The following is a 22,380-nucleotide window of genomic DNA, read 5'->3' on the forward strand; positions in this document are numbered from 1 at the left end:
CTTGGAGGCCCCGATGCGCGACTGGATCGCGGTGATCGTCGCCGTGCTGGGGGTGCTGCTGGTCCTCGCCGGCGCCGTGCTGATCGTTCTGCAGGCCCTCGGCGACCGCCCGGCGCGCCCGGCCCCGGTTGCCCCCGTCCCGGATAATCCGGACACCGCGCTGACCGAGCCGATCGCGGTGCCGGTGGCGGCCCTGCCGGCCGAGCCGATCAGCAGCCGGCTTTTCGGCGCGGTGAAAAGCCCGACTCCCGCCGATCGGCTGATCTTCTGGGGGATCATCTTGTTGGTGCTGGCCGCGATCGCGGCGGGCGCCATCAGCTTCGACTTCGGGGCCAAGGGCGGTAGCTGAACCCCAGCGATTTCGCGTCGGGCGAGAGGACTATTCTGCCTGCGGGGTGACTTGTTGATCGCTGGTGCGATCGCCCGGTCCCCTGCGGAGCTGGCTTGCCAGCTGGTTCAACAGCCTCAGGAGGCCTTTCGTGACCACCGTCGCACCGAAGCCGATCGTCACCAGGCCATGGCCGGTGCACCAGCCGGTCAAGGGCTCGGCGTTCGCTCGGCTGCTGCGCACCACGGACGCGAAGCAGATCGGCCTGATGTATCTCGTCACGTCGTTCGTGTTCTTCATGATCGGCGGGTTCATGGCGCTGCTCATGCGCGCCGAGCTCGCCCGTCCGGGCCTGCAGTTCCTCTCCCCTGAGCAGTACAACCAGCTGTTCACCATGCACGGCACGATCATGCTGCTGTTCTTCGCGACGCCGATCGTCTTCGCGTTCGCCAACTACATCACGCCGCTGCAGATCGGCGCCCCGGACGTCTCGTTCCCCCGGCTCAACGCGTTCGCCTACTGGCTCTACGCGTTCGGTGGCTCGATCACGCTGATCGGCTTCATCACGCCGGGCGGCGCCGCCGACTTCGGCTGGTTCGCCTACGCGCCGCTCAACAGCATCATCCACTCGCCCGGCGTCGGCTCCGACCTGTGGATCGTCGGCCTGGTGCTCTCCGGCCTCGGCACGATCCTCGGCGCCGTCAACATGATCACCACGGTGCTGACCCTGCGCGCGCCCGGCATGACGATGTTCCGGATGCCGATGTTCACCTGGAACATCCTGGTCACCAGCGTCCTGGTCATCATGGTCTTCCCGATCCTGGCGGCCGCGCTGCTGGCCCTGGAGGCCGACCGCCGCCTGGGCGCACACGTCTACGACGCCGAGACCGGCGGCGCGATGCTCTGGCAGCACCTCTTCTGGTTTTTCGGCCACCCCGAGGTCTACATCGTGGCGCTGCCGTTCTTCGGCATCATCACCGAGGTCATCCCGGTCTTCAGCCGCAAGCCGGTCTTCGGCTACAAGGGCCTCGTCGGCGCGACGATCGCGATCGGCGCCCTGTCGATGAGCGTGTGGGCCCACCACATGTTCGCCACGGGCCAGGTCCTGATGCCGTTCTTCTCGTTCCTGAGCTTCGTGATCGCGGTCCCGACCGGCATGAAGTTCTTCAACTGGATCGGCACGATGTGGCGGGGCCAGATCACCTTCGAGACACCGATGCTCTTCGCGATCGGCTTCCTGGTGACCTTCCTCTTCGGCGGCCTCTCCGGCGTGCTCCTGGCCAGCCCGCCGATCGACTTCCACGTGTCGGACACCTACTTCGTGGTCGCCCACTTCCACTACGTGCTCTTCGGCACGATCGTGTTCGCGGTCTACTCCGGCATCTACTTCTGGTTCCCGAAGATGACCGGCCGGATGCTCGACGACCGCCTGGGCAAGGTCCACTTCTGGCTGACCACGATCGGCTTCCACACCACGTTCCTGGTGCAGCACTGGCTCGGCACCCAGGGCATGCCCCGCCGCTACGCGGACTACCTGGCCACCGACGGCTTCACCACGCTGAACACGATCTCCACGATCGGCTCGTTCATCACCGGCCTGTCGACCCTGCCGTTCATCTGGAACGTCTGGAAGTCCTACAAGACCGGCCGCGTCGTCGAGGTCAACGACCCGTGGGGCCACGGCATGTCACTGGAGTGGGCCACGTCCTGCCCACCCCCACTGCGCAACTTCGACAGCATGCCGCGCATCCGCTCGGAGCGCCCCGCCTTCGACGCCCGCTTCCCCGCCCACGCCCCCGGCCACTCCCTGGACGCCCCACCCCCGGGCGGCGCCAAGCCACTGAGCGCCGAGGCCGACGGCGGAGCCTCCTACCAAGAACAGCGCTGACCCCGCTCGCCAACTCCACTGAGGACGCCCCCGGCCGCCAAGGCGCCCGGGGGTGTCCTCTTGCTACTCCCGGCCCTCACAACGCCCCAGAGGCGCCGTGAGACCCCTCGAAGCCCCACGCGAACCACAACCCCCCACCCAGCTCCCGGCCTCGGTCCGGCCGTGTATCCGATCTCTGCCCTCGCCGCTCGCCACTGGTGTTCTTCGATAAGTCGGGCGCTCCGCGCCGCGCCGCTTCTTCGATAAGTCGGGCGCTCCGCGCCGCGACTTATCGGATTTATCCGGCGTCGGGGCATATTTCCGATAAGTCGTGACACGAAGTGTCGGGACTGCAAGAGAAACGGCTCTGGCGCAGAAACGGTGGTGCCGGCCGATCGAGGTCGATGGCGGCGCGGACCACTGACGGCGGTGCGATCTTGCTTGGGTCAGAGCGCTGCTGCCGGAGCTGTCTTCGCTGCTCATCGATGAGGTGGTCGATGAGGGCCGGGTTGTGCGGGTGTCGGCGAGGACGCAGAGGACGCCGGTGGAGTGCCCAGCGTGTGGTGGACTGACCGGACGCGTTCATCCGTATCACCGTCGGCGGCTTGCTGCGCTGCCAGTTGCTGGGCGTGGCGTCGTGGTGGAATTGCGGTCCGAAGGTTGCGGTGCCTGACCGCGGACTGCCCGCAGCAGACGTTCCGCGAGCAGGTGCCTGAACTGACCACCCGGTGGGCGCGGCGGACCCGGCAGCTGACCGCGCTGGTCGGTGACCCCGCCGTCGTCGTGGCGGGGCCGGCGCGGCGGTGCTGCACCGCGTCGGTGTGCGGATCTCGCGAGGGTAAGCGGGCGGGGTAAGGCTGTATGGGCGGTTGGCGGGCCAAAGCCGGTGAACGACCACAGCAGACCGCTTCCAAGTGGCCGGCATCGCGGCGGCGGCGAGGTCACGTCCGATGCGCCTGCCAAGAAGGCCAGAGTTCCTGCGACCGGGACGACTCCGGTGTGGTCTTTGGCGGCGCTCAATGTGCGACTGGAACGCACGGCGCGCCCGCGGGCCCCTGAACCCGTGCCGAGGGGCGCTGCAGTACCACTGCGGACGGGAACGACCCCGTGGTGGAGGCGGTCGGGCGTCGCGTGGCGACCAGAGCCGCCTGGTGGTGCTCAAGTGCCGCGCAGTGGTGAAGATCAGTGGTGGCACAAGAGAAACATGACAGTCTTATGAAAAATCGCCGACGGTCACCCCGGAGGGTGATTCTGTGACGCTCCGTCAAGAGGGCGATACTCGGTGCCACTGACTGTGACGGCTCGAGCGCGGGAGCGCCGCCGCTGGGGTGTGGGCGGGGCGCTCCTCGCGCTGTCGTCAAGGAGTGCGGCCGGAGCCGAGAGAGGAACTACGTTCTGTAGCGGTCAGGCCGGCTGGGTCACCCCGCCGCGAGGGGCGGGGAGGCGGCCGGAGACCGTGCCGGGCGGGATCGGCACGCCGAGGATGTCGCTCACTCCCACCACCGCGAACAGGCGCGCGATGAAGGGGTTGGGCCGGCGAATGTCGAGCTTGACGCCCATGCTGTGGCAGATGCGCTTGGCAACGACGAGGGTGCCGATGCCGGTGGAGTCGAGGAAGGTGACCCCCGCGAGATCGATGACGAGGAGGTCGATGCTTCCGTCGAGCACTGAGCTCACCGAGGTGCGGAGCTCCTGAGCGGTCTCATAGTCGATTTCGCCACTCAGTGTCAGCACTGCCTCGCGCTGATCCGAGGGACGAGTCTCGATCGACAACTTCACGTGACCCTCCTGGTGCTGAGCCGTCCACCATGGACGACCCTTTGAGGTCCCGCAAGCGTAGCGAAGTCTAACCATTTTCGCCACGCTCCGTGTAGGTGCTCCTTACATAGAGACGTGAGGAACCCTCACATCAGTTGCTGCGGAACCGCTTGCCCGGATGACGGTACACGTCGGTTGTTACACGGCAAGTCCAGCCACGTGCCATCCGCCGCTCGGTCAACTCCCGGCCACGACCGGTTCACCGACCAAGGTCACTCCCGCTTCCCGCAGCTCTACCAGGGCGGATGCGGTCGTGGCGGGGGCGACCCCGGCGGTGAGGTCGAGCAGCACCGTCGTAACAAAGCCCTCACGCACCGCGTCGAGGGCCGTGGCCCGGACGCAGTGGTCCGTGGCGATCCCGACCACGTCGACCTCCGTGACCGCGCGCTCACGCAGCCAGTCGCCCAGACCCCGGCCGTCGGCCGCGCCTTCGAACCCGGAGTAGGCGGCGGCGTACGACCCCTTCTCGAAGATCGCCTCGATCCGCGCGGTGTCCAGGTTGGGGTGCAGGCCGATGCCGTCCGTGCCGACCACGCAGTGCACCGGCCAGGTGCTCACGTAGTCCGGGTGCTCCGCGAAGTGCGCGCCCGGGTCGATGTGGTGGTCCTGGGTGGCCACGACGTGGTCCCAGCGGCCGTCGGCCCCGCCGGCCAGCGCGGCCGAGATCTGCGCGGCGACTCCGGCCCCGCCGGTCACCGCGAGGGAGCCGCCCTCGCAGAAGTCGTTCTGCACGTCCACCACGATCAACGCCCGCGTCATGCGGTGCCTCCAGACATGATGACCGGAACGGCGGGGTCGCCGGCCGAGAGCTTGAGCCCCTCCCAGGGGATGGAGATGAGGCACTGGCGCAGGTGCTCGCGCGAGTCGGCCAGGGACGGCAGGCCGTCCACCTTCGCGCCGGCGCGCACCAGCGGGCGCTGCAGCACACGGTCGTGCGGCTGCGGCTCCGGTGTGCCGAGCGAGACGATGACCTCCTCGACCGCGGTGCCGGTCGGCTTGTGCCGGCGCACCGCGGTCTTACGGCCGCCGACCGTGCCCTTGTTCTCCGAGCGCTTGACGACCGGCCGGCCGTCGACCTCGACCAGCTTGTAGACCAGCCCGGCGGTCGGCGCGCCCGAGCCGACGACGACGGCCGTGCCGGCACCGTAGGCGTCGACCGGCTCCGCGGCCAGGGCGGCGATGGCGTACTCGTCCAGGTCACCCGACACGACGATCTGCGTGTCCGTGGCGCCCAGCGAGTCGAGCAGGGCCCGGGACTCGGACGCGAGCACCGACAGATCGCCGGAGTCGATCCGCACCGCCCGCAGGTCGGGTCCGGCCACCGCGATCGCGTTGCGGATGCCCTGCGCGATGTCGTAGGTGTCGACCAGCAGCGTGGTCTGCTTGCCCAGCGTCGCCACCTGGGAGGCGAACGCGGCCGGCTCCGAGTCGTGCAGCAGCGTGAACGCGTGCGCCGCGGTGCCGGTGGTGGGGATGTCGTAGCGCCGTCCGGCCTCGAGGTTGGAGGTGAACGCGAAGCCGGCGAGGTAGGCCGCCCGGGCCGCCGCGACCGCCGCCTCTTCCTGCGTGCGTCGCGAGCCCATCTCGATCACGGCCCGGCCGCGCGCCGCGGTGACCATGCGGGCCGCAGCCGCCGCGATCGCGCTGTCGTGGTTCAGTACCGACAAAATCAGCGTTTCCAGAACCACGCACTCGGCGAACGTCCCGCTCACCGTCAGGATCGGCGAGGCCGGGAAGAACAGCTCACCCTCCGCGTAGCCGTCGACGTCGCCGCTGAAGCGGTAGTTGGAGAGCCAGTCGGCGGTCAGGTCGTCCACGATGCCGCGCCCGCGCAGGAAGTCGACCTCGTCCGCGCCGAACCGGAAGTCGGCGATGAGGTCGAGCAGCCGCCCGGTGCCCGCGACGACGCCGTATCGCCGGCCGATCGGCAGGCGGCGCGCGAACACCTCGAACACGCACCGGCGGTCGGCGGTGCCGTCGCGCAGCGCGGCGGACAGCATCGTCAGCTCGTAGTGGTCGGTCAGCAGTGCGCTACTCGTCACCCGACCAACATATTGCACGAGTTATAGGACCGCGATCACTCCTCGGGCGGCAGGGAGCGCAAGGCGGCGGCGAGCTCGGCCCGGCCGGTCACGCCCAGCTTCGCGTAGACCCGCATGAGGTGGTTGTCGACCGTGCGCGAGGACAGGTACAGCTGATCGGCGATCTCCTTCGATGGCACCCCGGCCGCGGCCAGGCGGGCGATCTGGCGCTCCCGCCCGGTCAGCATCGGCTGCGGCACGACCAGGGCCGGCGTGACCGCCTGCGGGCACTCGACGCGCAGCTCGGCCAGGCGCTGGGCGGCCCGCGGGGTCTGCGGCGAGCGGATGCCGCGCAGCAGCGTCACCGCGCCCGCGGCGGCCTCGGCCGCGAAGAGGTGCAGCTGCATCTCGGCCAGCTCCTCGGCCACCGCGAGCAGCGCGCCGCCGTCCTCCTCGGCCATCGCCCGCACGTGCCAGGCCATGGCCGGGGCGAGCCGGCCCTCGACGGTCTGCGCGAGGGCGTTGATCCGCTCGTTGACCTCGGCCGCGAAGCCGAGGCGGCCCAGGTCGTAGAGGGCGAACATCTCGTGGGCGGCGAACCCGTCGCTGCGGTTGCGGGCGGCCAGCAGGCGCAGCACCTCGGCCGCGGTGGTCACGTCCCCGGCGGCGACGGCGACCCAGGCCCGGGCCTCCTCCAGCCAGGGGTACAGGACCTCCATGGAGCGGTAGTGAGCCTCCTCGGCCAGCGCGAACGCGGCCGCGGCCCCGGCCGCGTCGCCCTGCAGGGCGGCGGTGTGCGCGCGCTCGGCGTGGGCCAGGGCGACGAAGATCCGGCCGGTGGCGAGCATGGCGCTGGCCTGGCTGGCGGCCCGGCCGCCCTCCTGCAGGTGCCCGCGCAGCCGCGCGGCCTGGGCCCGGACGATCTGCAGGTAGCCGGAGCCGAGCAGGAAGTTGCCGGCGTCGGCCATGCCGGCGAACTCGGTGGCCACGATGGCGTCGACGGCCTCCAGGTCGGCGGCGAGGATCATGGCGGTGCCGCGGGCCAGTTCGATGCCGAGCTGGATCCACGGCACCTCGGCCCGCCACTGGGCCGCGTCGGCGTCGAGCAGGCCCATGGCCTTGACCGTCTGCACCGGGGTGCCCCGCATCGCCTGGAGGTGCCCCATGTTGCTGCGGGCCAGGGCCCGCGGCCCGGGCGCGGAGGCGGGGCTGTCCAGCACGGTCCGGGCCAGGGTCAGGGCCAGGCCGTAGTCGCCGCGGTGCAGGCGCATTGTCGACTCGACGGCCAGCACCAGGGAGCGCTCCCGCAGGTCGACGATCTTGTGGGCCTGGCGGTCCATCTCGTCGACGGTGGAGGAGTCGCCGACGCCCCAGTGCGAGGTGATGTGCCGGATCGCCAGCCAGCGGCTGCGCTGGCTCTCGTCGGAGATCTGGCCCTCGTTCCGGTCGAGCAGCAGCGCGCCCTCGTCCGGGCAGTTGGCGAACATCAGGATCGTGGCCAGGGTCTCGGCCGCATTGAACCCGCCGCCGGCCGCGACCGCGGCCCGGCCCAGCCGCATGGCCAGGGCCATGTCGTACGTCGCGAACGCCAGCCGGCACGCGTTGAGCAGCAGCACCGGGTCGCGGGCGGTGTCGCTGTCGAGCCGCCAGACGGCCACGCGCAGCAGGTCGTCGCGGCGGCGGGCGCCGCACTCCTCGACCAGTGAGGCCAGGTCGGCCAGCAGGCGGCGGAACCGGGTGACGGGGCAGCGGCGGCGCACGACCTCGCCGTAGAGCGGGTGGGCCAGCCGGACCGTCGTGCGCCGGTCCTCGACCACGACCCGGACCAGCTGCCGCTCCTCGGCGATCTCGACGGTGGCCATGTCGGTGGCCTTGACCAGCAGCGGCAGGCCGATCGGCTCGCCGAAGGCGACCAGCTCCAGCACGGCCCGCTCGGGCGGGGTGAGCTTGCCGATGCGGGCGTCGACGACCTCGGTCAGCGTCGGGGCCAGGTCGACCCGGCCGGTCCAGCGCTGCATGCCGTAGCTCTCGACGATCTCGCCGGCCGCGTGCGCGGCGATCACCAGCTCGCGCAGCAGCAGCGCGTTGCCCTGCGACAGCTGCCAGAGCCGGTCCACCGAGGCCGAGTCGACCGGGCCGCCGAGGACCTGCTGCAGCAGGTCCGAGGTCTCCTGGAGGGTGAGCGGCCCGAGCTCGATCCGCTCGACCAGGTCGTCCTTCCAGAGCGCGCTGATCGGGTCGTGCACCGGCTCGCCGGTGCGCACGGTGCCGATCACCGTGGCGTTCTCCGAACGGGCGACGTAATACACGAGCGCCGCCGACAGTGGATCGAGCAGGTGGGCGTCGTCGATCGCCACCACGATCGGGCGACCCGCGGCCTGGCGGTGCAGCGCGTCGACCGCCCAGCGCAGCAGACCGGCGGGGGAGCCGCCGGCGGGCTGGTCGGGCGGGAGCACCTGGGCCAGCCCGCCGAGCGGCAGACCGGCCGTGGCCGCGTTCGCGGTTGCCGTCCACACCGCGAGTCTGTCCTGGTCAAGGGTGTTGACGCCCTCGCGCAGCAATCGACTCTTGCCGATGCCAGGGGGCCCGCCGAGAATCAGGCCGCGACCGGTCGAACCGGACGCCGCCTCGGCGACTCGGATCAGTTCTGCGTTTCTGCCGACAAAGCTCCAGGGAGGCACCGTCGCAGCATATCGATACGTTGATTACTGCGCGTACCTGCGGACGCACGAACTTGAGTAGTGCGTTCGGCCCCAGTGAGTACCACGAACCCTGCTGTTGTAAGTGTCCGTTCACGTAGCGTTCCGATGCCCGCCCGCCAGCGCTGCCGCGCCGCGCGTGGAGGGCTCCTTCCCGGGCGTGCACAAGGAGGTCGCACATGGGCTTCGGGGTTATGCAGGCGCCGCTGATCGATCTGACCCTGACGTCAGCGCCGGGCTTCGGCGTCCCGACGAACGGGGGATCGGTGGCCGCCATGCCGGCCGGTGGTGTGTATGGCAGCCGGAATTACCGGCCGACCAGCGCCGCGTGGCAACCGCCCCAACGGTCCTGCGCGATCGTCGCCGGCACCGCCAGGTCCGGCAAGACGGCTCTGGTCAACGCCCTCATCCGGCGATCCGCGGAGCCGATCGAGGCCGGTGACGCGTGGCTGGTGTTCCGCCACGGCGACCGGTCGGAGGCGTGGGCCTACGTGCCCGGGCACCGCGAGCCGCGCCCGTTCCCGGAGCGCAGCTCGGCCAAGGGCCCCGTCCGCCCGGCCCGCCGGATCGAGGTCGCGCACCCGTCGCCGCTGCTCAAGCGGGTCGCCTTGATCGACACTCCCGGCCGCGGGGAGCTGGACCCGGCGGCCGCCGAGATCTCGCTCGACGCCGCCTTCGACGGCCTCGGCCTGCTCTTCGTGGTCGACGCGGCCGCCCCGCTGGCCCGGGCCGACCTCGACCTGCTCGGGGCCGCGGCCGATCGGCTGGAGCGCATCGCGTTCGTGCTCACCCGCATCGACCAGCACGACGAGTGGCCGGAGATGCTGGCCGCCAACCGGGCGCTGCTGGCCTCGCGCGGCTCGAAGCTGGCCACCGCGCCGTGGTTCCCGGTCTCGCTCGACCCGGCGTCCGTCTTCGGCGTGGCCGAGCTGCGCCACCAGCTCGAGGCCTGGGCCGACGAGCAGAGCGCGGCCGCCGAGGCGACCGCCGCCCGCACCGGAGGGGTCGCCGCGGTCACCGTCTCGGCCGACGACGGCTGGCCGGAGCACCTGGACCGGGAGATCCGGGCCCGCCGGCTGGCCGCGATCGAGCGGGTCTCGATCGACCTGGCCACCATCCACGTGCGCTGCGTGCAGGAGCTCGGCTCCGGCAAGGGCTGCCCCGAGCTGCCCCGCGTGCTCGACCGGCAGCTGCACGCGCTGTCCGTGCGCAGCACCCGTCAGCTGCACGCCGACACCCGCGAGGTGATCGGCACCGTCTTCGGCGCGCTGCTGGACGCCCCGGCGGATGAGCCGGTGCTGGCCCGCGTGGCCGCGGCCGCCCGCCGGGCCGTCGACTCGGCCCGCGACGAGGGCCGGGAGCGCGACCGGGCCCTGCTGGTGACCACCACTTCGGGTGTCGCCGCGCTCACCGGGGCCGGTGCCCTGGACAGCCTCTCCGCGACCGGGGCGGCCGAGCCGGAGGGCGCCGGGCGGGTGGTCTCGCCGCTGGGCATCGGGCTCAACGCCGGCTCGTATGCGATGTGGCAGGCGCGCCACGCCCCGGGCGGCCCCCCGAAGCTGCCGGACAAGAAGGACTGCCGCCGCTGGCTCCAGCACGCGCTGCGCGAGATCGAGGTCGAGCTGGGCCACGAGCTGAGCGAGCGCTACGCGGAGCTGCGGCAGGCCCTGTCGATCATCGCTGGAGACGCGGTCGACCATGGCGTGCTGCTCGCTTGATGGCACCATGTTGGTATGGCGGCGCCGCAGGTCCTACCGATCGAAGAGACTCACGTCGAGGTTGATGAGGTGCCCCAGACCGACCGTCCGTGGGTGACGGTGGTCTGGAACGACCCGGTCAACCTCATGAGCTACGTGACCTGGGTCCTGCAGAAGCTGTTCGGATACAGCAAAGAGAAGGCCGAACGCCTCATGCTCGACGTGCATCAGAAGGGCAAGGCGATCGTGACCAGCGGGGCACGCGAGAAAATGGAGTACGACGCTTCCCGCCTGCAGGCCCACGGGCTCTGGGCGACAGTGGAGCAGTCGTGACGATGTTCGTGCGCGCCGGCACGGTGTGCGTGGCCCGGTTCGGCCCGGGCGAGGCCGCGGTGCTCAACGAGGTCATGCTCGAGGTGATCACCCTGCTCTCCGAGGGCTTCGACCGCACCGATCCGGTCATCGAGCGGCTTTTCCCCGATGTGTACCGCGATGACCCCGCGCTTTCGGCGGAGCTGCGGCGGTACACAGAAGATGATCTTCGCTCGTCGAAGCTGGAGCAGGCCGCACTGCTGCTCGACGCCCTGCCGGTCGAGGGGGGCGAGGTGGCGCTGGACGAGGAGCAGGCCGAGGCCTGGCTGCGGTCCCTGACCGACGTCCGGCTGACGCTCGGGCTCCGGCTCGGCATCGCCGACGACGACGTGGACATCGAGGCCGAACTGGACGAGGCCATCCTGAAGGACCCCACGTCAGCGCGGGTGGCCCAGCTTTCCGTCTACCAGTACCTGACCTATCTGCAGGAGTCCCTGGTCGGCGCGCTCATGGGTTGAGACGCCGGTCACGGGCGAGGGGCGTTCGGGTTTCGGTAGGCTGTTGGGCGTGCTGACCATCGACGCCGCGATCCTCGATGCGATCGTCGCGCACGCCCGCCGGGACCACCCGGACGAGGCGTGCGGGATCGTCGCGGGTCCGGCCGGCTCCGACCAGCCGGTGCGGCACGTGCCGATGGAAAACGCGGCCCGCTCCATGACCTTCTACGAGTTCGACTCGAAGGAGCAACTGCGGCTGTGGCGGGAGATGGACGACGCCGACGAGGAGCCGGTCGTGGTCTACCACTCGCACACCGCGACCGAGGCCTATCCGTCGCGCACGGACGTCTCGTTCGCCGGTGAGCCAAACGCGCACTACCTGCTCGTCTCCACCCGGGAGCCGGACGTGACCGAGGTCCGATCGTTCCGCATCGTGGACGGGGCCGTCACCGAGGAGCCGGTTCAGGTAGTTAATGCAGTCGTGGATCCGAATGCCGTCCAGCGGTACCTCTTCGGGCAGAGCCCGGCGACCGTCGACTACGAGTGTCAGACCGGCAGTTAATACGTGTCCGGATTTGACCCTTTTGTCCGTCGTTAACAGGAGAGACGAAGAATGGCTATCGAGGTTCGCATCCCCACCATCCTGCGCAGCTACACCGGCGGCGCCAAGACCGTCGAGGGCTCCGGCGACACCATCGCCGACCTGCTCACCGACCTCGACTCCCGGCACGCCGGCCTCCGGGACCGGCTGATCACGGGCGAGGGCGGCCTGCACCGGTTCGTCAACGTCTACATCAACGACGAGGACGTCCGCTTCCTCGGCGCGCTCGACGCGAAGCTCAACGACGGTGACTCCGTGACGATCCTGCCCGCGGTCGCGGGTGGCGCTTTCGCGTTCGCCGCCGCTCACGCCCTGCGGGGCTGATCGCGTGACGCGCTACGAGTCCCTGCTCGACGCGTGCGGCAACACGCCGCTGGTCGGCCTCCCGCGGCTCTCACCGAGCGCCGACGTGCGGCTGTGGGCCAAGCTCGAGGATCGCAACCCGACGGGGAGCGTCAAGGACCGCGTGGCGCTGTGGATGGTGAAGGCGGCCGAGGAAGCCGGCCGCCTTCGTCCCGGTGACACGATCATCGAGCCGACCAGCGGCAACACCGGCATCGCGCTGGCGATGGTGGCGAAGCTGCGGGGCTACCGGCTGGTCTGCGTGATGCCGGAGAACGTTTCCGCCGAGCGCACGGCCATACTGCGCATGTACGGCGCGGAGATCATCACCTCGCCGGCGGCCGGCGGCTCCAACCGGGCCGTCGCCGTCGCCAAGGAGATCGCGGCCGAGCATCCGGACTGGGTGATGCTCTACCAGTACGGCAACGAGGCCAACGCACGCGCCCACTACGAGTCGACCGGGCCGGAGATCCTGCGCGACCTGCCCACGATCACGCACTTCGTGGCCGGCCTGGGCACCACCGGCTCGCTGATGGGCGTGGGGCGATACCTCCGCGAAAAGGTGGAGGACATCGAGGTCATCGCGGCCGAGCCCCGCTACGGCGAGCTGGTCTACGGGCTGCGCAACCTCGACGAGGGCTACGTGCCGGAGCTGTACGACGCCCAAGTGCTCACCCGGCGCTTCTCCGTCGGCACGCAGGACTCGGTGCTGCGCACGCGGCAGCTGGTCGAGGTCGAGGGCATGTTCGTCGGCTTCTCCACCGGGGCCGTCCTGCACGCCGCGCTCGCCGTGGCCCACCAGGCGCTCAAGGCCGGCAAGCGGGCCGACGTGGTCTTCCTGGTGGCGGATGGCGGGTGGAAGTACCTCTCCACCGGCGCCTACGGCGGCACGTTGTCCGAGGCGGAGAACGCCCTCGAAGGCCAGCTCTGGGCTTGACTACAGCCCCGTCACGATCCAGCCGATCAGCAGCGTCACCGACGCCGTGCCCAGCAGCGCGTATGGGAGCCGGCGCCGGTGCACGCTGGCGAACGCGGCGATCGTGCAGGCCAGGCCGAACAGGCCGATGGTGATGACGACGGGGCCGTACCAGACCCGATACTCCGAGATGAGCCCCACGAACGCCCGCAGGGCCACCGCCATGCCCCCGAGGCCCAGCGCGGCCGCCCAGGCGCACACGGCGGCGATCTGACGGTTGTCCGGGCGCGGATCGGCCTCCGTGGGCAGCCGGAACGCGTCCGGCAGCTGCCGGCGCAGTCGCTTGGCCCGGGACACGTCAACCGACACGGTCGCCTCCTCTGTTACCGCCTCACTGCGTGCAACGAGCGAGGTAGTTGAGCGTGACGCGACCCTGTCACGTTGGCGACATCCGCCCCCCGATCTTTCGGCCTGGAACGCCTGTCCGGCGTAGGCTTCGCGCAGCGTGAACGGGCCAAAGCCGTGCCCAGCGCGGCCGGTCCGTGGATTGGATCTATCCTCACCTGACCGGTTCGATCCACGGTTCGTTCGAAGACGGGAGACGGCGGGTTGAGGGCAGCATCATGAGGCTCACGGTTCTCGGCTGCGCCGGCAGCTTCCCGGGGCCGGAGGCGCCCTGCTCCGCCTACCTCATCGAGGCGGAAGGTTTCCGCCTCCTGCTCGACTTCGGCCCCGGCTCGATGTCGGCGCTGCAGCGCTACGGCGACCTCTACGGCGTCGACGCGATCCTGCTGTCGCACCTGCACTGCGACCACATGCTCGACGCCTGCTCATACATCGTGGCCCGCCGCTACGCCCCGCCCGGGCCGTTCCCGCCGCTGCCGGTCTACGCGCCGGTCAACGCGCCCGAGCGGATCACGGCGGCCTACGGCGGCGAGAACGAGCCGATGTCGATCAGCGACGTCTACACCTTCTACGCGCTGCAGCCGGGCAGCTTCCCGATCGGCCCGTTCGGGGTGACCGTGGACCGGGTCAACCACCCCATCGAGACCTACGGTGTCCGGCTCGAGCACGGTGGCCGCGTGCTCACCTACTCGGCCGACACCGCGCCGTGCGAGCCGCTCATCCGGCTGGCCCAGGGTGCCGACGCGTTCCTGTGTGAGGCGAGTTACCTCGACGGGGTCGACAACCCTCCGGACCTGCACCTGACCGGCCGGGAAGCGGCCGAGCACGCCACCAAGGCCGGGGTCGGGCGGCTGCTGCTGACGCACCTGGTGCCCGCGTGGGGCAGCGAGGCACTCACGCTGGAGGCGGCATCGAGTGCCTTCTCTGGACCCATCGATATCGTCCGGCCCGGCGCGCGGTACGACATCTAAGGGTTTTCTAGGGGTCTTACCTCGCCCAAGGGACGACATTTAGGGACCCGTTTGCCGTCTGTCCAACCTACTGTGGCCGCATGCATGGACGCCGCCCTCATGGTCATGGCATGCGGATCGCGATCGTCACCGAATCGTTCCCGCCCGATGTGAACGGTGTGGCCCACTCCGTCGTCCGGGTCGCCGAACACCTCGTCGCGCGTGGCCACGAGCCGCTCGTGATCGCACCACAGCCGTCCTCCGGGGCGCGCTCGGTCACCGGCTCGTTCCCGTACCAGATCATCCGCGTGCCCTCGGTGGCCACGCCCGGCTATGGGACCTTCCGGCTGGGCCTGCCCAGCCGCCGCCTGGCCGCCGCGTTGAAGGCCCACAAGACCGACCTCGTGCACCTGGCCAGCCCCTTCGTGCTCGGCGCCCGCGGCATGACGGTGGCCGCGTCGCTGGGCCTGCCCACCGTGGCCGTCTACCAGACCGACGTGCCCGCCTACGCCCGCCTGTACTACAAGTCGAACCTCGGTGAGCAGACCGCCTGGCGCTGGCTGCGGCACATCCACAACGCCGCCGACCGGACCCTGGCCCCCTCGACCGCCTCCGCCACCGCCCTGCACACCCACGGCATCGAGCGGGTCTGGCTCTGGCGCCGCGGCGTCGACGCGGCCCGCTTCGACCCCGGGCACCGCTCATCCGCCCTGCGCCGCGCCGTGGCCGCCGAGGGTCAGGTCATCATCGGCTACGTCGGCCGCCTCGCCGTCGAGAAGCGCGTCGACCTGCTCGCGCCGGTCAGCCGCATCCCCGGCGTCCGCGTGGTCGTCGTCGGCGACGGGCCGGCCCGGGCCAACCTGGAGCGGGCCATGCCGGACGCGGTCTTCCTCGGCGAGCGCCGCGGCGACCAGCTGGCCCGGATCTTCGCCAGCCTCGACCTGTTCGTCCACACCGGCCCGTTCGAGACCTTCGGTCAGACCATTCAAGAAGCATTGGCGTCGGGGGTACCGGTAGTGGCTCCGGCCCAGGGCGGCCCGCTGGACCTGGTCGACGACGGCCGCACCGGCCTGCTCGTGCCGCCCGGCGACGCCCCGTCGTTGGTCGCCGCGGTCACGTCCCTGGTCGAGAACACCGAGCGGCGCCTGGCGATGGGTGTGGCCGCCCGCGTGGCGGTCGCCTCCCGGACCTGGTCGGCCGTCGGCGACGAATTGATCAAGCACTACGTGGATGTGCACAGTGGTGGCATCGCCGCTCGATCTGTTCCCATCCCCGCATGACATCTCGGATCGTGCGGCTCGCGAACTTCGTCATGCCGCGCTCTGGCGGGCTGCGGACGGCTCTGCACTCCCTCGGCGCCGGCTACCTCGCGGCCGGGCATGAGCCGATCCTGATCGTGCCCGGCGCCGAGTACGCGGACCAGATGACCTCCCAGGGCCGGGTGATCACGCTGCCCGGCCCGGTCGTCCCCGGCACCGGCGGCTACCGCGTGATCCTGGCCCGGCGGCGGCTGCAGAAGCTGCTGGAGGACCTCGAGCCCGACCGGCTCGAGGTCTCGGACCGGTTCACCCTGCGCTGGACCGGCCGCTGGGCCCGCGAGCGCGGCATCCCCGCCGTCATGGTCTCCCACGAGAGCCTGGCCGGCCTGCTGACGTTCGCCGGCCCGCTGGGCAACCCGTGGGCCAACATGCTCAACACCCGCAGCTTCCGCTCCTACGACAAGATCGTGTGCACGACGAGCTGGGCCGCCGGCGAGTTCCGCCGCATCGGCGCCGAGAACGTCGCCCAAGTGCCGCTCGGCGTCGACCTGGAGCTGTTCAACCCGTCCCGCTACGCCGCCGACCTGCGCGCCCGCTACGCCGAGCCGCACCAGGTCCTGCTCGTCCACTGCGGCCGGCTCTCCCAGGAGAAGCGGCCCGAGCGCTCCGTGGAGGCCCTCGTGGCCCTGCGCAAGCGCGGCGTCGACGCGGCCCTCGTCGTCGTCGGCGACGGCCCGCTGCGCGCCCGGCTCCAGGAGCAAGCTCGCGGGCACGCCGCGCACTTCATGGAGTTCGTCGCCGAGCGCACCGCGGTCGCGTCCCTGCTCGCCACCGCCGACGTCGTCATCGCGCCCGGCCCCATCGAGACCTTCGGACTGGCCGCGCTGGAGGCGCTCGCCTGCGGCACACCCGTCGTCGTCGACGCCGCGTCCGCACTGCCCGAAGTGGTCGGCCCCGCGGGCGTCGCCGTCACAAACGATTTTGCTGCGGGGGTACTGCAAGTGCTCGAGCGACCCGCACCCGCCCGACGGGCCGAGGCGCGGGCGCGGGCGGAGCAGTTCTCCTGGCCGGCCGCGGTGGCCGGCTTCCTCGCCGTGCACCACTCGCTCGTCCTGTCCGGAGCGGTCTCGTGACCCGGTGCCCGCTCGGACCCGCTTCCCGGGGGTGGATCCATGACCGTGTTCGCTGCTCTTGGTGACTCGACCACCGCGGGCTACGGCGACCGCGTCAAAGGCGGCTGGCGGGGCTGGGCGCCGATCCTGGCCCGGTCCCTCGGCGTCCGCCTGTACAACTGCTCCACCAGCGGCGCCCGCGCCCACGACATCGAGCGGGACCAGCTGCCCAGGGCCCTCGCGGTGCGGCCGGCCATCGCCGCCGTGCTCATCGGCACCAACGACACGCTGCGCGACCCGTTCGACGCCGCCCGGTTCGAAGGCCACCTCGACCGGAGCGTGGCCGCGCTGCGCGAGTCCGGAGCCGAGGTGATGACGATCCGGCTGCCCGCCCCCGGCGCCATCTTCGGCCTGCCCGGCCCCCTGGCCCGCCCGCTGGCCCGGCGCATGGTCGAGCTCAACGGCGCGGCCGACCGGGTCGCGGCCCGCTACGACACCCTGCACTTCAACGCGGCCGGGCACCCGGACTCATACCGGCCGGAGATGTGGAGCGTCGACCGCCTCCATCCCAGCGAGCGCGGCCACCGCTTCCTGGCCGGCTCCTACTACGACCTGCTCGAGGAGCGCGGCGTCGTCAAGGCGCTGCTGGCCGACGGGCTGGACCCGGCCCGCCCGACACCCGAGCCGACCAACCGCCCGCCGTCCAAGCTCGCACAGGCCCTGTGGCTCTCGACGGCCGGCACCCAGTGGATGATCCGCCGCTCCACCGACCTGCTGCCCGGCCTGACCCGCCTCGCCTGGTCCGAGTGGCGGCACGGCTCACCCGCGGCCGACCTCGATCTGCTCGATCCGGTTCCCGGGAAGGTCGCCTGAGCTTGCCGTCTGCGGCTTGACTAGGGTGTTCGGTATGGCCCGACCCGATGGACGCGTCTCCGACCAACTTCGACCCATATCGATCACTCGCCAGTGGAGCATGCACCCGGAAGGTTCCGTGCTCATCGAGTTCGGCAACACCCGCGTGCTGTGCACCGCCAGCGTCACCGAGGGCGTGCCGCGCTGGCGGAAGGGCTCCGGCCTGGGCTGGCTGACCGCCGAATACTCGATGCTGCCGCGCGCCACGACGACCCGCAGCGACCGGGAGAGCGTCAAGGGCAAGATCGGCGGCCGGACCCACGAGATCTCCCGCCTGATCGGCCGCAGCCTCCGCGCCACGATCGACCTCAAGGCCCTTGGTGAAAACTCGATCGTCCTGGACTGCGACGTCCTCCAGGCCGACGGCGGCACCCGCACGGCCGCCATCACCGGCGCCTACGTCGCCCTCCACGACGCCGTGGCCTGGCTGGCCACCCAGCGCAAACTGGCCGGCAAGCCCGCCGACGTCCTGCACCGCTCGGTCGCCGCGGTCAGCGTCGGCATCATCGGCGGCGAGCCAAGACTGGACCTCTGCTACGAGGAGGACGTCGTAGCCGACGTCGACATGAACGTCGTCTGCACCGGCACCGGCGACTTCGTCGAGGTCCAGGGCACCGGCGAGCAGGCCGTCTTCACCCGCGCCGAGCTGGACACCCTGGTCGACCTGGGCGCCCGCGGCTGCGCCGAGCTGACCACGCTGCAGCAGAAGGCGCTGGCCGGATGAACCTCCTGCTGGCCACCCGCAACAAGAAGAAGCTGATCGAACTCCGCCGCATCCTGGAGACGTCGGCCCCGCACGTCAACCTGCTCGGCTTGGACGACGTCGAGGCCTACCCGGAGTCCCCGGAGACCGGCCTGACGTTCGAGGAGAACGCTCTGCTGAAGGCCCGCGAGGCGGTCCAGAACACCGGCCTGCCCAGCATCGCCGACGACTCGGGCATCGCCGTGAACGCCCTGAACGGCATGCCCGGCGTCTTCTCAGCCCGCTGGTCCGGCCTCCCGAGCGGCGACCCGGACCGCGACAACGCCAACAACCGCCTGGTCCTGGCCCAGGTAGCCGACGTCCCCGACGAACACTTGGGCGCCGCCTTCGTCTGCGTGGCCGCCCTGGTCCACCCAGACGGCCGCGAACAGGTCTTCCGAGGCGAAATGCCAGGCCACCTGATCCGCACCCCCCGCGGCGAGGGCGGCTTCGGCTACGACCCAATCTTCGTAGCCGACGGCCACACCATCTCCACCGCCGAACTAACCCCCGAAGAAAAAGACGCAATCAGCCACCGAGGCAAGGCCTTCAGAGCCCTAGCCGCCGCCCTGTAACCGCCCCACCCCACCCGCTCTCCAGCCCCCACCGCCCTGGCTAGCTTGCTCGTCTTGTCCTCTGCCTGTGGGGCGCTGGGGCGTGCTTGCTCTCTCGCCCACGTGCTCGCTCGCCCGCCCGCTGTTTTGCTTGTCCGCTTGCTCTCTCGCTCACGTGCTCGCTTGTCCGCCCGCTGGTTTGCCTGTCCGCTTGCTCTCTTGCTCACGTGCTCGCTGGCTTGCGTGTCCGCTCGCTGGTCCGCTGGCTGCCTTGCTGGCTCGCTGGCTCCCTCCGCGCTCGGCCGCACGGCGTCATTGCTCCGCTGCGGCCGCCTCGGACTCGGCTCTTCCCCGAGCTGGTCCGCGGCGGCCGCTGCCCGAGCTGGTCCGCGGTGCCCTTTCCGTCGGGCCCGTTCGCGTCAAGCCAGTGTGCCCGCGGCCCGTTCGATCTCCCTTCGTAGCTCGCGCGACCCGACCAGCCCGCGCGCCGCCTCCATCACGGGGGCCAGGAACACGTCCGGCCCTGGCCCGCCCGCGAACTGCTCAACGGCCGCCACGACCAGCTTCGCGGCCGGCGACGGCATCAGCGGTGCTCGGAGCTGGATGCCGCGCACTCCGGACAGCATTTCGACGGCGAGGATGCTGCACAGGTTGTCCAGCACCGTCCGCAGCTTCTTGGTCGCGGCCCAGCCCATCGACACGTGGTCCTCCTGCATGCCCGACGTGGGCAGCGAGTCCACGCTCGCGGGGGCGGCCAGCCGGCGGTTCTCCGCGACGATCCCCGCCGCGGTGTACTGCGCGATCATCAGCCCCGAGTTGACCCCCGCGTCCGGCGTCAGGAATGGCGGCAGGTCCCGCGACCGCGTGACGTCCAGCAGCCGGTCGACCCGCCGCTCGGCGATCGCCCCGACCTCGGCCGCCGCGATCGCGAGGTAGTCCGCGGCGAACCCGAGCGGCGCCCCGTGGAAGTTCCCTGTCGACTCGACACGTCCGTCGGTGAGCACCACCGGGTTGTCCACAATCGACCGCAGCTCCCGCGCCGCCACCGTCGCCGCGAACTCGAGCGTGTCCCGCGCCGCCCCGGCTACCTGCGGCGCGCACCGCATCGAATATGCGTCCTGCACCGCATGCGCCAGGTCGTCCCGGTGCGAGTCCATGATCGGCGAGCCCTGCAGCAGCCGGTGGATGTTCGCCGCCGAGGCCGCCTGCCCCGGGTGCGGCCGGATCGTGTGCAGCTCGGGCATGAAGGGCCGGTCGGACCCGAGCATCGCCTCGATCGACAGCGCCGCCGTCACGTCGGCCATCGTGAACAGGTGCCGCGCGTCCTCGATGGCCATGAGCAGCATGCCCAGCATGCCGTCGGTACCGTTGATGAGCGCCAGCCCCTCCTTGGAGGACAGCTGGATCGGCGACACTCCGGCATCGAGCGCGCTCACCCGGGTGCCGTCCTTCGCCAGCACCCAGCCCTCGCCGATCAGCACCAGCGCACAGTGCGCCAGCGGGGCCAGGTCGCCGGACGCGCCGAGCGATCCGTGCTCGGGCACCCACGGCGTGATGTCGGCGTTGAGCAGCTCGACGAGTGCCTGCGCGACCTCAGGGCGTACCCCCGAACGCCCCATCGCCAGCGACCGGATCCGCAGCAGCATCATGGCCCGCACGACCTCGCGTGGCATCGGCGCACCGACTCCCGCCGCGTGCGAGCGGATCAGGGCGTGCTGCAGCTCCGCCCGCCGCTCCGGTGCGATGAACGTGTTGGCCAGCGCCCCGAACCCGGTGGACACCCCGTAGACCGGGCGTCCGTCCCGCTCGATCGCGTCGACGATGGACCGGCTCGCGCGCATGGCGTCGAGCGCGTCCGGCGCGAGGGTCACCCGCGCGTTGGCCCGGGCGACCGCGATCAGGTCGTCGGGACTGATGCCAGAGGCGGTGATGGTGATCAAACCAGCTCCCCATTGAGCACGACGTTGGTAATCAGCGGCACCCCAGGCCGGTAGGCCAGGTGCACGTGCGTGGGGGCGTCCAGCACGACGAGGTCGCCCCGCGCCCCGTAGGTCAGCCGCCCGATGTCGTCCCGGCGCAGCGCCGCCGCCCCGCCCCGCGTCGCCGCGGCCACGGCCTCGGCCGGCGTCATCGCCATCTCACGCACCGCGAGCGCGATGCAGAACGGCATGGACGTGGTGTAGGACGACCCCGGATTGCAGTCGGTGGCCAGCGCGACCGTCGCCCCCGCATCGATCAGCGCCCGAGCCGGCGGATACGGCGACCGCGTCGAGAACTCCGCCCCTGGCAGCAGCGTCGCGACGGTGCTGGACCGGGCCAGCGCCGCGATGTCGGCCGCCGACAGATGCGTGCAGTGATCGGCCGAGGCCGCCTGCAGTTCCACCGCCAGTTGTACTCCAGCCCCCTCCGACAGCTGGTTGGCGTGCACGCGCACACCCATCCCCGCGTCGGCGCCGACGGTCAGGATGGCCCGAGAATGATCCGCATCGAATGCCCCCCGCTCACAGAACACGTCGATCCACCGCGCCCCGGCCGCCCGCGCCGCCGACAGCATCGGCCCGCAGACCAGGCTCACGTAGTCGTCCGTCCGGTCCACGTATTCCGCCGGCACCACATGCGCCCCGAGGAACGTCGTCTCGCTCGTGAACTCCCGCGCGATCCGCAGCGACCGGGACTCGTCGGCGACGCTCAGCCCATACCCGGACTTGATCTCCATCGTGGTCGTGCCCTGCCGCAGCGCCTCCTGCCGCAGCCGCGCCACATTGCCGCGCAGCTGCTCGTCGTCGGCGGCCCGAGTCGCGCCGACGGTCGTCCGAATCCCCCCACCCGTATAAGGCTGCCCCGCCATCCGCGCCGCGAACTCCGCCGCGCGATCGCCCCCGAACACCAGATGCGAGTGGCTGTCGACAAACCCCGGCAACACCGCCGCCCCGTCCACGTCGAGCCGCGCATCGGCCATCGGCGTGTCCGCGGCCCGCCCGATCCACTCGACCCGCCGATCGTCGATGACGAGCGCCGCGTTCCGCCGGATGCCCAACGGCCCCTCACCCCACGCCGGATCGCCGGTGACGAGCTCCCCGATGTTGGTGACCAGCAGCGACCTCATCACGCGACCCCGATCCCAGTGCGGCGACCGGCTCCGCGGTCCGCCGAGGCCAGGGTGCCCGCCGGCGTCCCGCTCGAGGCCGTTGCGTCGGCGATCGGCAGCGACTTCATGACGCGACCTCGATCCGCTGGCGGCGACCGGCTCCGCGGTCCGCCGCGTCCAGAGTGCCCGCCGGCGTTCCGCTCGAGGCCGTCGCGTCGGCGACCAGCAGCGACCTCATGACGCGCCTTCAATCCGTCGGC

Annotated in this window: 22 protein-coding genes; 15 read left to right on the forward strand and 7 right to left on the reverse strand. The window is 71.1% G+C overall.

Going from position 1 to position 22,380, the window contains the following annotated elements; all coding sequences use genetic code 11:
• The first annotated feature begins 13 nt into the window (after positions 1-13).
• From ACIA8L_RS52260 to ACIA8L_RS52270, 3 genes are all read left to right on the forward strand, one after another.
• Entirely contained in the window at positions 14-349 is a 336-nt protein-coding gene (locus ACIA8L_RS52260; RefSeq protein WP_395917152.1) for a hypothetical protein, read from the forward strand.
• A gap of 130 nt (positions 350-479) precedes the next feature.
• Positions 480-2,216 (forward strand): cytochrome c oxidase subunit I, encoded by a 1,737-nt coding sequence (gene ctaD, locus ACIA8L_RS52265; protein WP_395917154.1) that lies wholly within the window; start codon positions 480-482, stop codon positions 2,214-2,216.
• Between the two features lie 523 nt (positions 2,217-2,739).
• Complete coding sequence (locus tag ACIA8L_RS52270) at positions 2,740-2,868, forward strand: transposase family protein (RefSeq protein WP_395917270.1); 129 nt, start codon at positions 2,740-2,742, stop codon at positions 2,866-2,868.
• A gap of 731 nt (positions 2,869-3,599) precedes the next feature.
• Here ACIA8L_RS52270 and ACIA8L_RS52275 read toward each other — a convergent pair.
• The 4 genes from ACIA8L_RS52275 to ACIA8L_RS52290 form a co-directional block, all read right to left on the reverse strand.
• Positions 3,600-3,974, reverse strand: a complete 375-nt coding sequence (locus ACIA8L_RS52275) for an STAS domain-containing protein (protein ID WP_395917155.1) — start codon at positions 3,972-3,974, stop codon at positions 3,600-3,602.
• Positions 3,975-4,190: 216 nt separating this feature from the next.
• Positions 4,191-4,772, reverse strand: coding sequence for a nicotinamidase (locus ACIA8L_RS52280; RefSeq protein ID WP_395917157.1), 582 nt, complete (start codon positions 4,770-4,772; stop codon positions 4,191-4,193).
• Entirely contained in the window at positions 4,769-6,055 is a 1,287-nt protein-coding gene (locus ACIA8L_RS52285; protein ID WP_395917159.1) for a nicotinate phosphoribosyltransferase, read from the reverse strand. Before ACIA8L_RS52285 ends, ACIA8L_RS52280 begins: the two co-directional genes overlap by 4 nt.
• Positions 6,056-6,090: 35 nt before the next feature.
• On the reverse strand, positions 6,091-8,715 hold the full coding sequence (locus tag ACIA8L_RS52290; RefSeq protein WP_395917161.1) for a LuxR C-terminal-related transcriptional regulator: 2,625 nt from the start codon (positions 8,713-8,715) through the stop codon (positions 6,091-6,093).
• A gap of 197 nt (positions 8,716-8,912) precedes the next feature.
• On the opposite strand from ACIA8L_RS52290, the gene ACIA8L_RS52295 reads away from it, so the two are divergent.
• The 6 genes from ACIA8L_RS52295 to ACIA8L_RS52320 are packed head-to-tail and all read left to right on the forward strand — an operon-like array spanning position 8,913 to position 13,119.
• Positions 8,913-10,451 (forward strand): hypothetical protein, encoded by a 1,539-nt coding sequence (locus tag ACIA8L_RS52295; RefSeq protein WP_395917163.1) that lies wholly within the window; start codon positions 8,913-8,915, stop codon positions 10,449-10,451.
• A 15-nt stretch (positions 10,452-10,466) separates the two neighbouring features.
• Entirely contained in the window at positions 10,467-10,763 is a 297-nt protein-coding gene (gene clpS, locus ACIA8L_RS52300; protein ID WP_223098540.1) for an ATP-dependent Clp protease adapter ClpS, read from the forward strand.
• Positions 10,739-11,260 carry a DUF2017 domain-containing protein gene (locus tag ACIA8L_RS52305; protein WP_395917272.1) on the forward strand — a complete coding sequence of 174 codons (522 nt, stop codon included), beginning with the start codon at positions 10,739-10,741 and terminating at the stop codon, positions 11,258-11,260. The genes clpS and ACIA8L_RS52305 overlap by 25 nt, the downstream gene beginning before the upstream one ends.
• A gap of 49 nt (positions 11,261-11,309) precedes the next feature.
• A complete protein-coding gene (locus ACIA8L_RS52310; protein ID WP_395917165.1) occupies positions 11,310-11,801 on the forward strand; it encodes a Mov34/MPN/PAD-1 family protein in 492 nt (163 codons plus the stop codon).
• A 51-nt stretch (positions 11,802-11,852) separates the two neighbouring features.
• Positions 11,853-12,164 (forward strand): MoaD family protein, encoded by a 312-nt coding sequence (locus tag ACIA8L_RS52315; RefSeq protein WP_223098538.1) that lies wholly within the window; start codon positions 11,853-11,855, stop codon positions 12,162-12,164.
• A 4-nt stretch (positions 12,165-12,168) separates the two neighbouring features.
• Complete coding sequence (locus ACIA8L_RS52320) at positions 12,169-13,119, forward strand: PLP-dependent cysteine synthase family protein (protein WP_395917167.1); 951 nt, start codon at positions 12,169-12,171, stop codon at positions 13,117-13,119.
• Here ACIA8L_RS52320 and ACIA8L_RS52325 read toward each other — a convergent pair whose 3' ends face one another.
• Entirely contained in the window at positions 13,120-13,467 is a 348-nt protein-coding gene (locus tag ACIA8L_RS52325) for a hypothetical protein (RefSeq protein ID WP_395917168.1), read from the reverse strand.
• A gap of 254 nt (positions 13,468-13,721) precedes the next feature.
• On the opposite strand from ACIA8L_RS52325, the gene ACIA8L_RS52330 reads away from it, so the two are divergent.
• The 6 genes from ACIA8L_RS52330 to rdgB all read left to right on the forward strand — a co-directional run bounded on the left by ACIA8L_RS52330 (position 13,722) and on the right by rdgB (position 19,053).
• The gene (locus ACIA8L_RS52330; protein WP_395917170.1) at positions 13,722-14,474 is read left to right on the forward strand and encodes an MBL fold metallo-hydrolase; all 753 of its coding nucleotides are present in this window, start codon (positions 13,722-13,724) and stop codon (positions 14,472-14,474) included.
• Between the two features lie 110 nt (positions 14,475-14,584).
• A complete protein-coding gene (locus tag ACIA8L_RS52335) occupies positions 14,585-15,733 on the forward strand; it encodes a glycosyltransferase family 4 protein (protein WP_395917172.1) in 1,149 nt (382 codons plus the stop codon).
• Positions 15,730-16,845 carry a glycosyltransferase gene (locus tag ACIA8L_RS52340; protein WP_395917174.1) on the forward strand — a complete coding sequence of 372 codons (1,116 nt, stop codon included), beginning with the start codon at positions 15,730-15,732 and terminating at the stop codon, positions 16,843-16,845. The genes ACIA8L_RS52335 and ACIA8L_RS52340 overlap by 4 nt, the downstream gene beginning before the upstream one ends.
• Positions 16,846-16,884: 39 nt before the next feature.
• A complete protein-coding gene (locus ACIA8L_RS52345) occupies positions 16,885-17,697 on the forward strand; it encodes an SGNH/GDSL hydrolase family protein (RefSeq protein WP_395917176.1) in 813 nt (270 codons plus the stop codon).
• Positions 17,698-17,731: 34 nt separating this feature from the next.
• Positions 17,732-18,460, forward strand: coding sequence for a ribonuclease PH (gene rph / locus ACIA8L_RS52350; RefSeq protein ID WP_395917177.1), 729 nt, complete (start codon positions 17,732-17,734; stop codon positions 18,458-18,460).
• Complete coding sequence (rdgB, locus tag ACIA8L_RS52355) at positions 18,457-19,053, forward strand: RdgB/HAM1 family non-canonical purine NTP pyrophosphatase (protein ID WP_395917179.1); 597 nt, start codon at positions 18,457-18,459, stop codon at positions 19,051-19,053. Before rph ends, rdgB begins: the two co-directional genes overlap by 4 nt.
• A gap of 398 nt (positions 19,054-19,451) precedes the next feature.
• On the opposite strand, the gene hutH is transcribed toward rdgB, so the two are convergent.
• Together hutH and hutI are read right to left on the reverse strand one after the other, a co-directional pair.
• Positions 19,452-20,972 carry a histidine ammonia-lyase gene (gene hutH, locus ACIA8L_RS52360; RefSeq protein WP_395917181.1) on the reverse strand — a complete coding sequence of 507 codons (1,521 nt, stop codon included), beginning with the start codon at positions 20,970-20,972 and terminating at the stop codon, positions 19,452-19,454.
• Complete coding sequence (gene hutI / locus ACIA8L_RS52365; RefSeq protein ID WP_395917183.1) at positions 20,969-22,138, reverse strand: imidazolonepropionase; 1,170 nt, start codon at positions 22,136-22,138, stop codon at positions 20,969-20,971. Before hutI ends, hutH begins: the two co-directional genes overlap by 4 nt.
• Positions 22,139-22,380: the final 242 nt, after the last annotated feature.

Source organism: Dactylosporangium sp. NPDC051541 (assembly GCF_044454505.1).
Lineage (GTDB): Bacteria > Actinomycetota > Actinomycetes > Mycobacteriales > Micromonosporaceae > Dactylosporangium.

Bases quoted from the DNA above. Each gene is read 5' to 3' on its own strand.
- ACIA8L_RS52260 (WP_395917152.1), top strand. From the start codon at position 14: ATGCGCGACTGGATCGCGGTGATCGTCGCCGTGCTGGGGGTGCTGCTG.
- ACIA8L_RS52280 (WP_395917157.1), bottom strand. From the start codon at position 4,772: ATGACGCGGGCGTTGATCGTGGTGGACGTGCAGAACGACTTCTGCGAG.
- ACIA8L_RS52295 (WP_395917163.1), top strand. From the start codon at position 8,913: ATGGGCTTCGGGGTTATGCAGGCGCCGCTGATCGATCTGACCCTGACG.
- clpS (WP_223098540.1), top strand. From the start codon at position 10,467: ATGGCGGCGCCGCAGGTCCTACCGATCGAAGAGACTCACGTCGAGGTT.
- ACIA8L_RS52315 (WP_223098538.1), top strand. From the start codon at position 11,853: ATGGCTATCGAGGTTCGCATCCCCACCATCCTGCGCAGCTACACCGGC.
- ACIA8L_RS52330 (WP_395917170.1), top strand. From the start codon at position 13,722: ATGAGGCTCACGGTTCTCGGCTGCGCCGGCAGCTTCCCGGGGCCGGAG.
- ACIA8L_RS52335 (WP_395917172.1), top strand. From the start codon at position 14,585: ATGCGGATCGCGATCGTCACCGAATCGTTCCCGCCCGATGTGAACGGT.
- ACIA8L_RS52340 (WP_395917174.1), top strand. From the start codon at position 15,730: ATGACATCTCGGATCGTGCGGCTCGCGAACTTCGTCATGCCGCGCTCT.
- ACIA8L_RS52345 (WP_395917176.1), top strand. From the start codon at position 16,885: ATGACCGTGTTCGCTGCTCTTGGTGACTCGACCACCGCGGGCTACGGC.
- rph (WP_395917177.1), top strand. From the start codon at position 17,732: ATGGCCCGACCCGATGGACGCGTCTCCGACCAACTTCGACCCATATCG.
- rdgB (WP_395917179.1), top strand. From the start codon at position 18,457: ATGAACCTCCTGCTGGCCACCCGCAACAAGAAGAAGCTGATCGAACTC.
- hutI (WP_395917183.1), bottom strand. From the start codon at position 22,138: ATGAGGTCGCTGCTGGTCACCAACATCGGGGAGCTCGTCACCGGCGAT.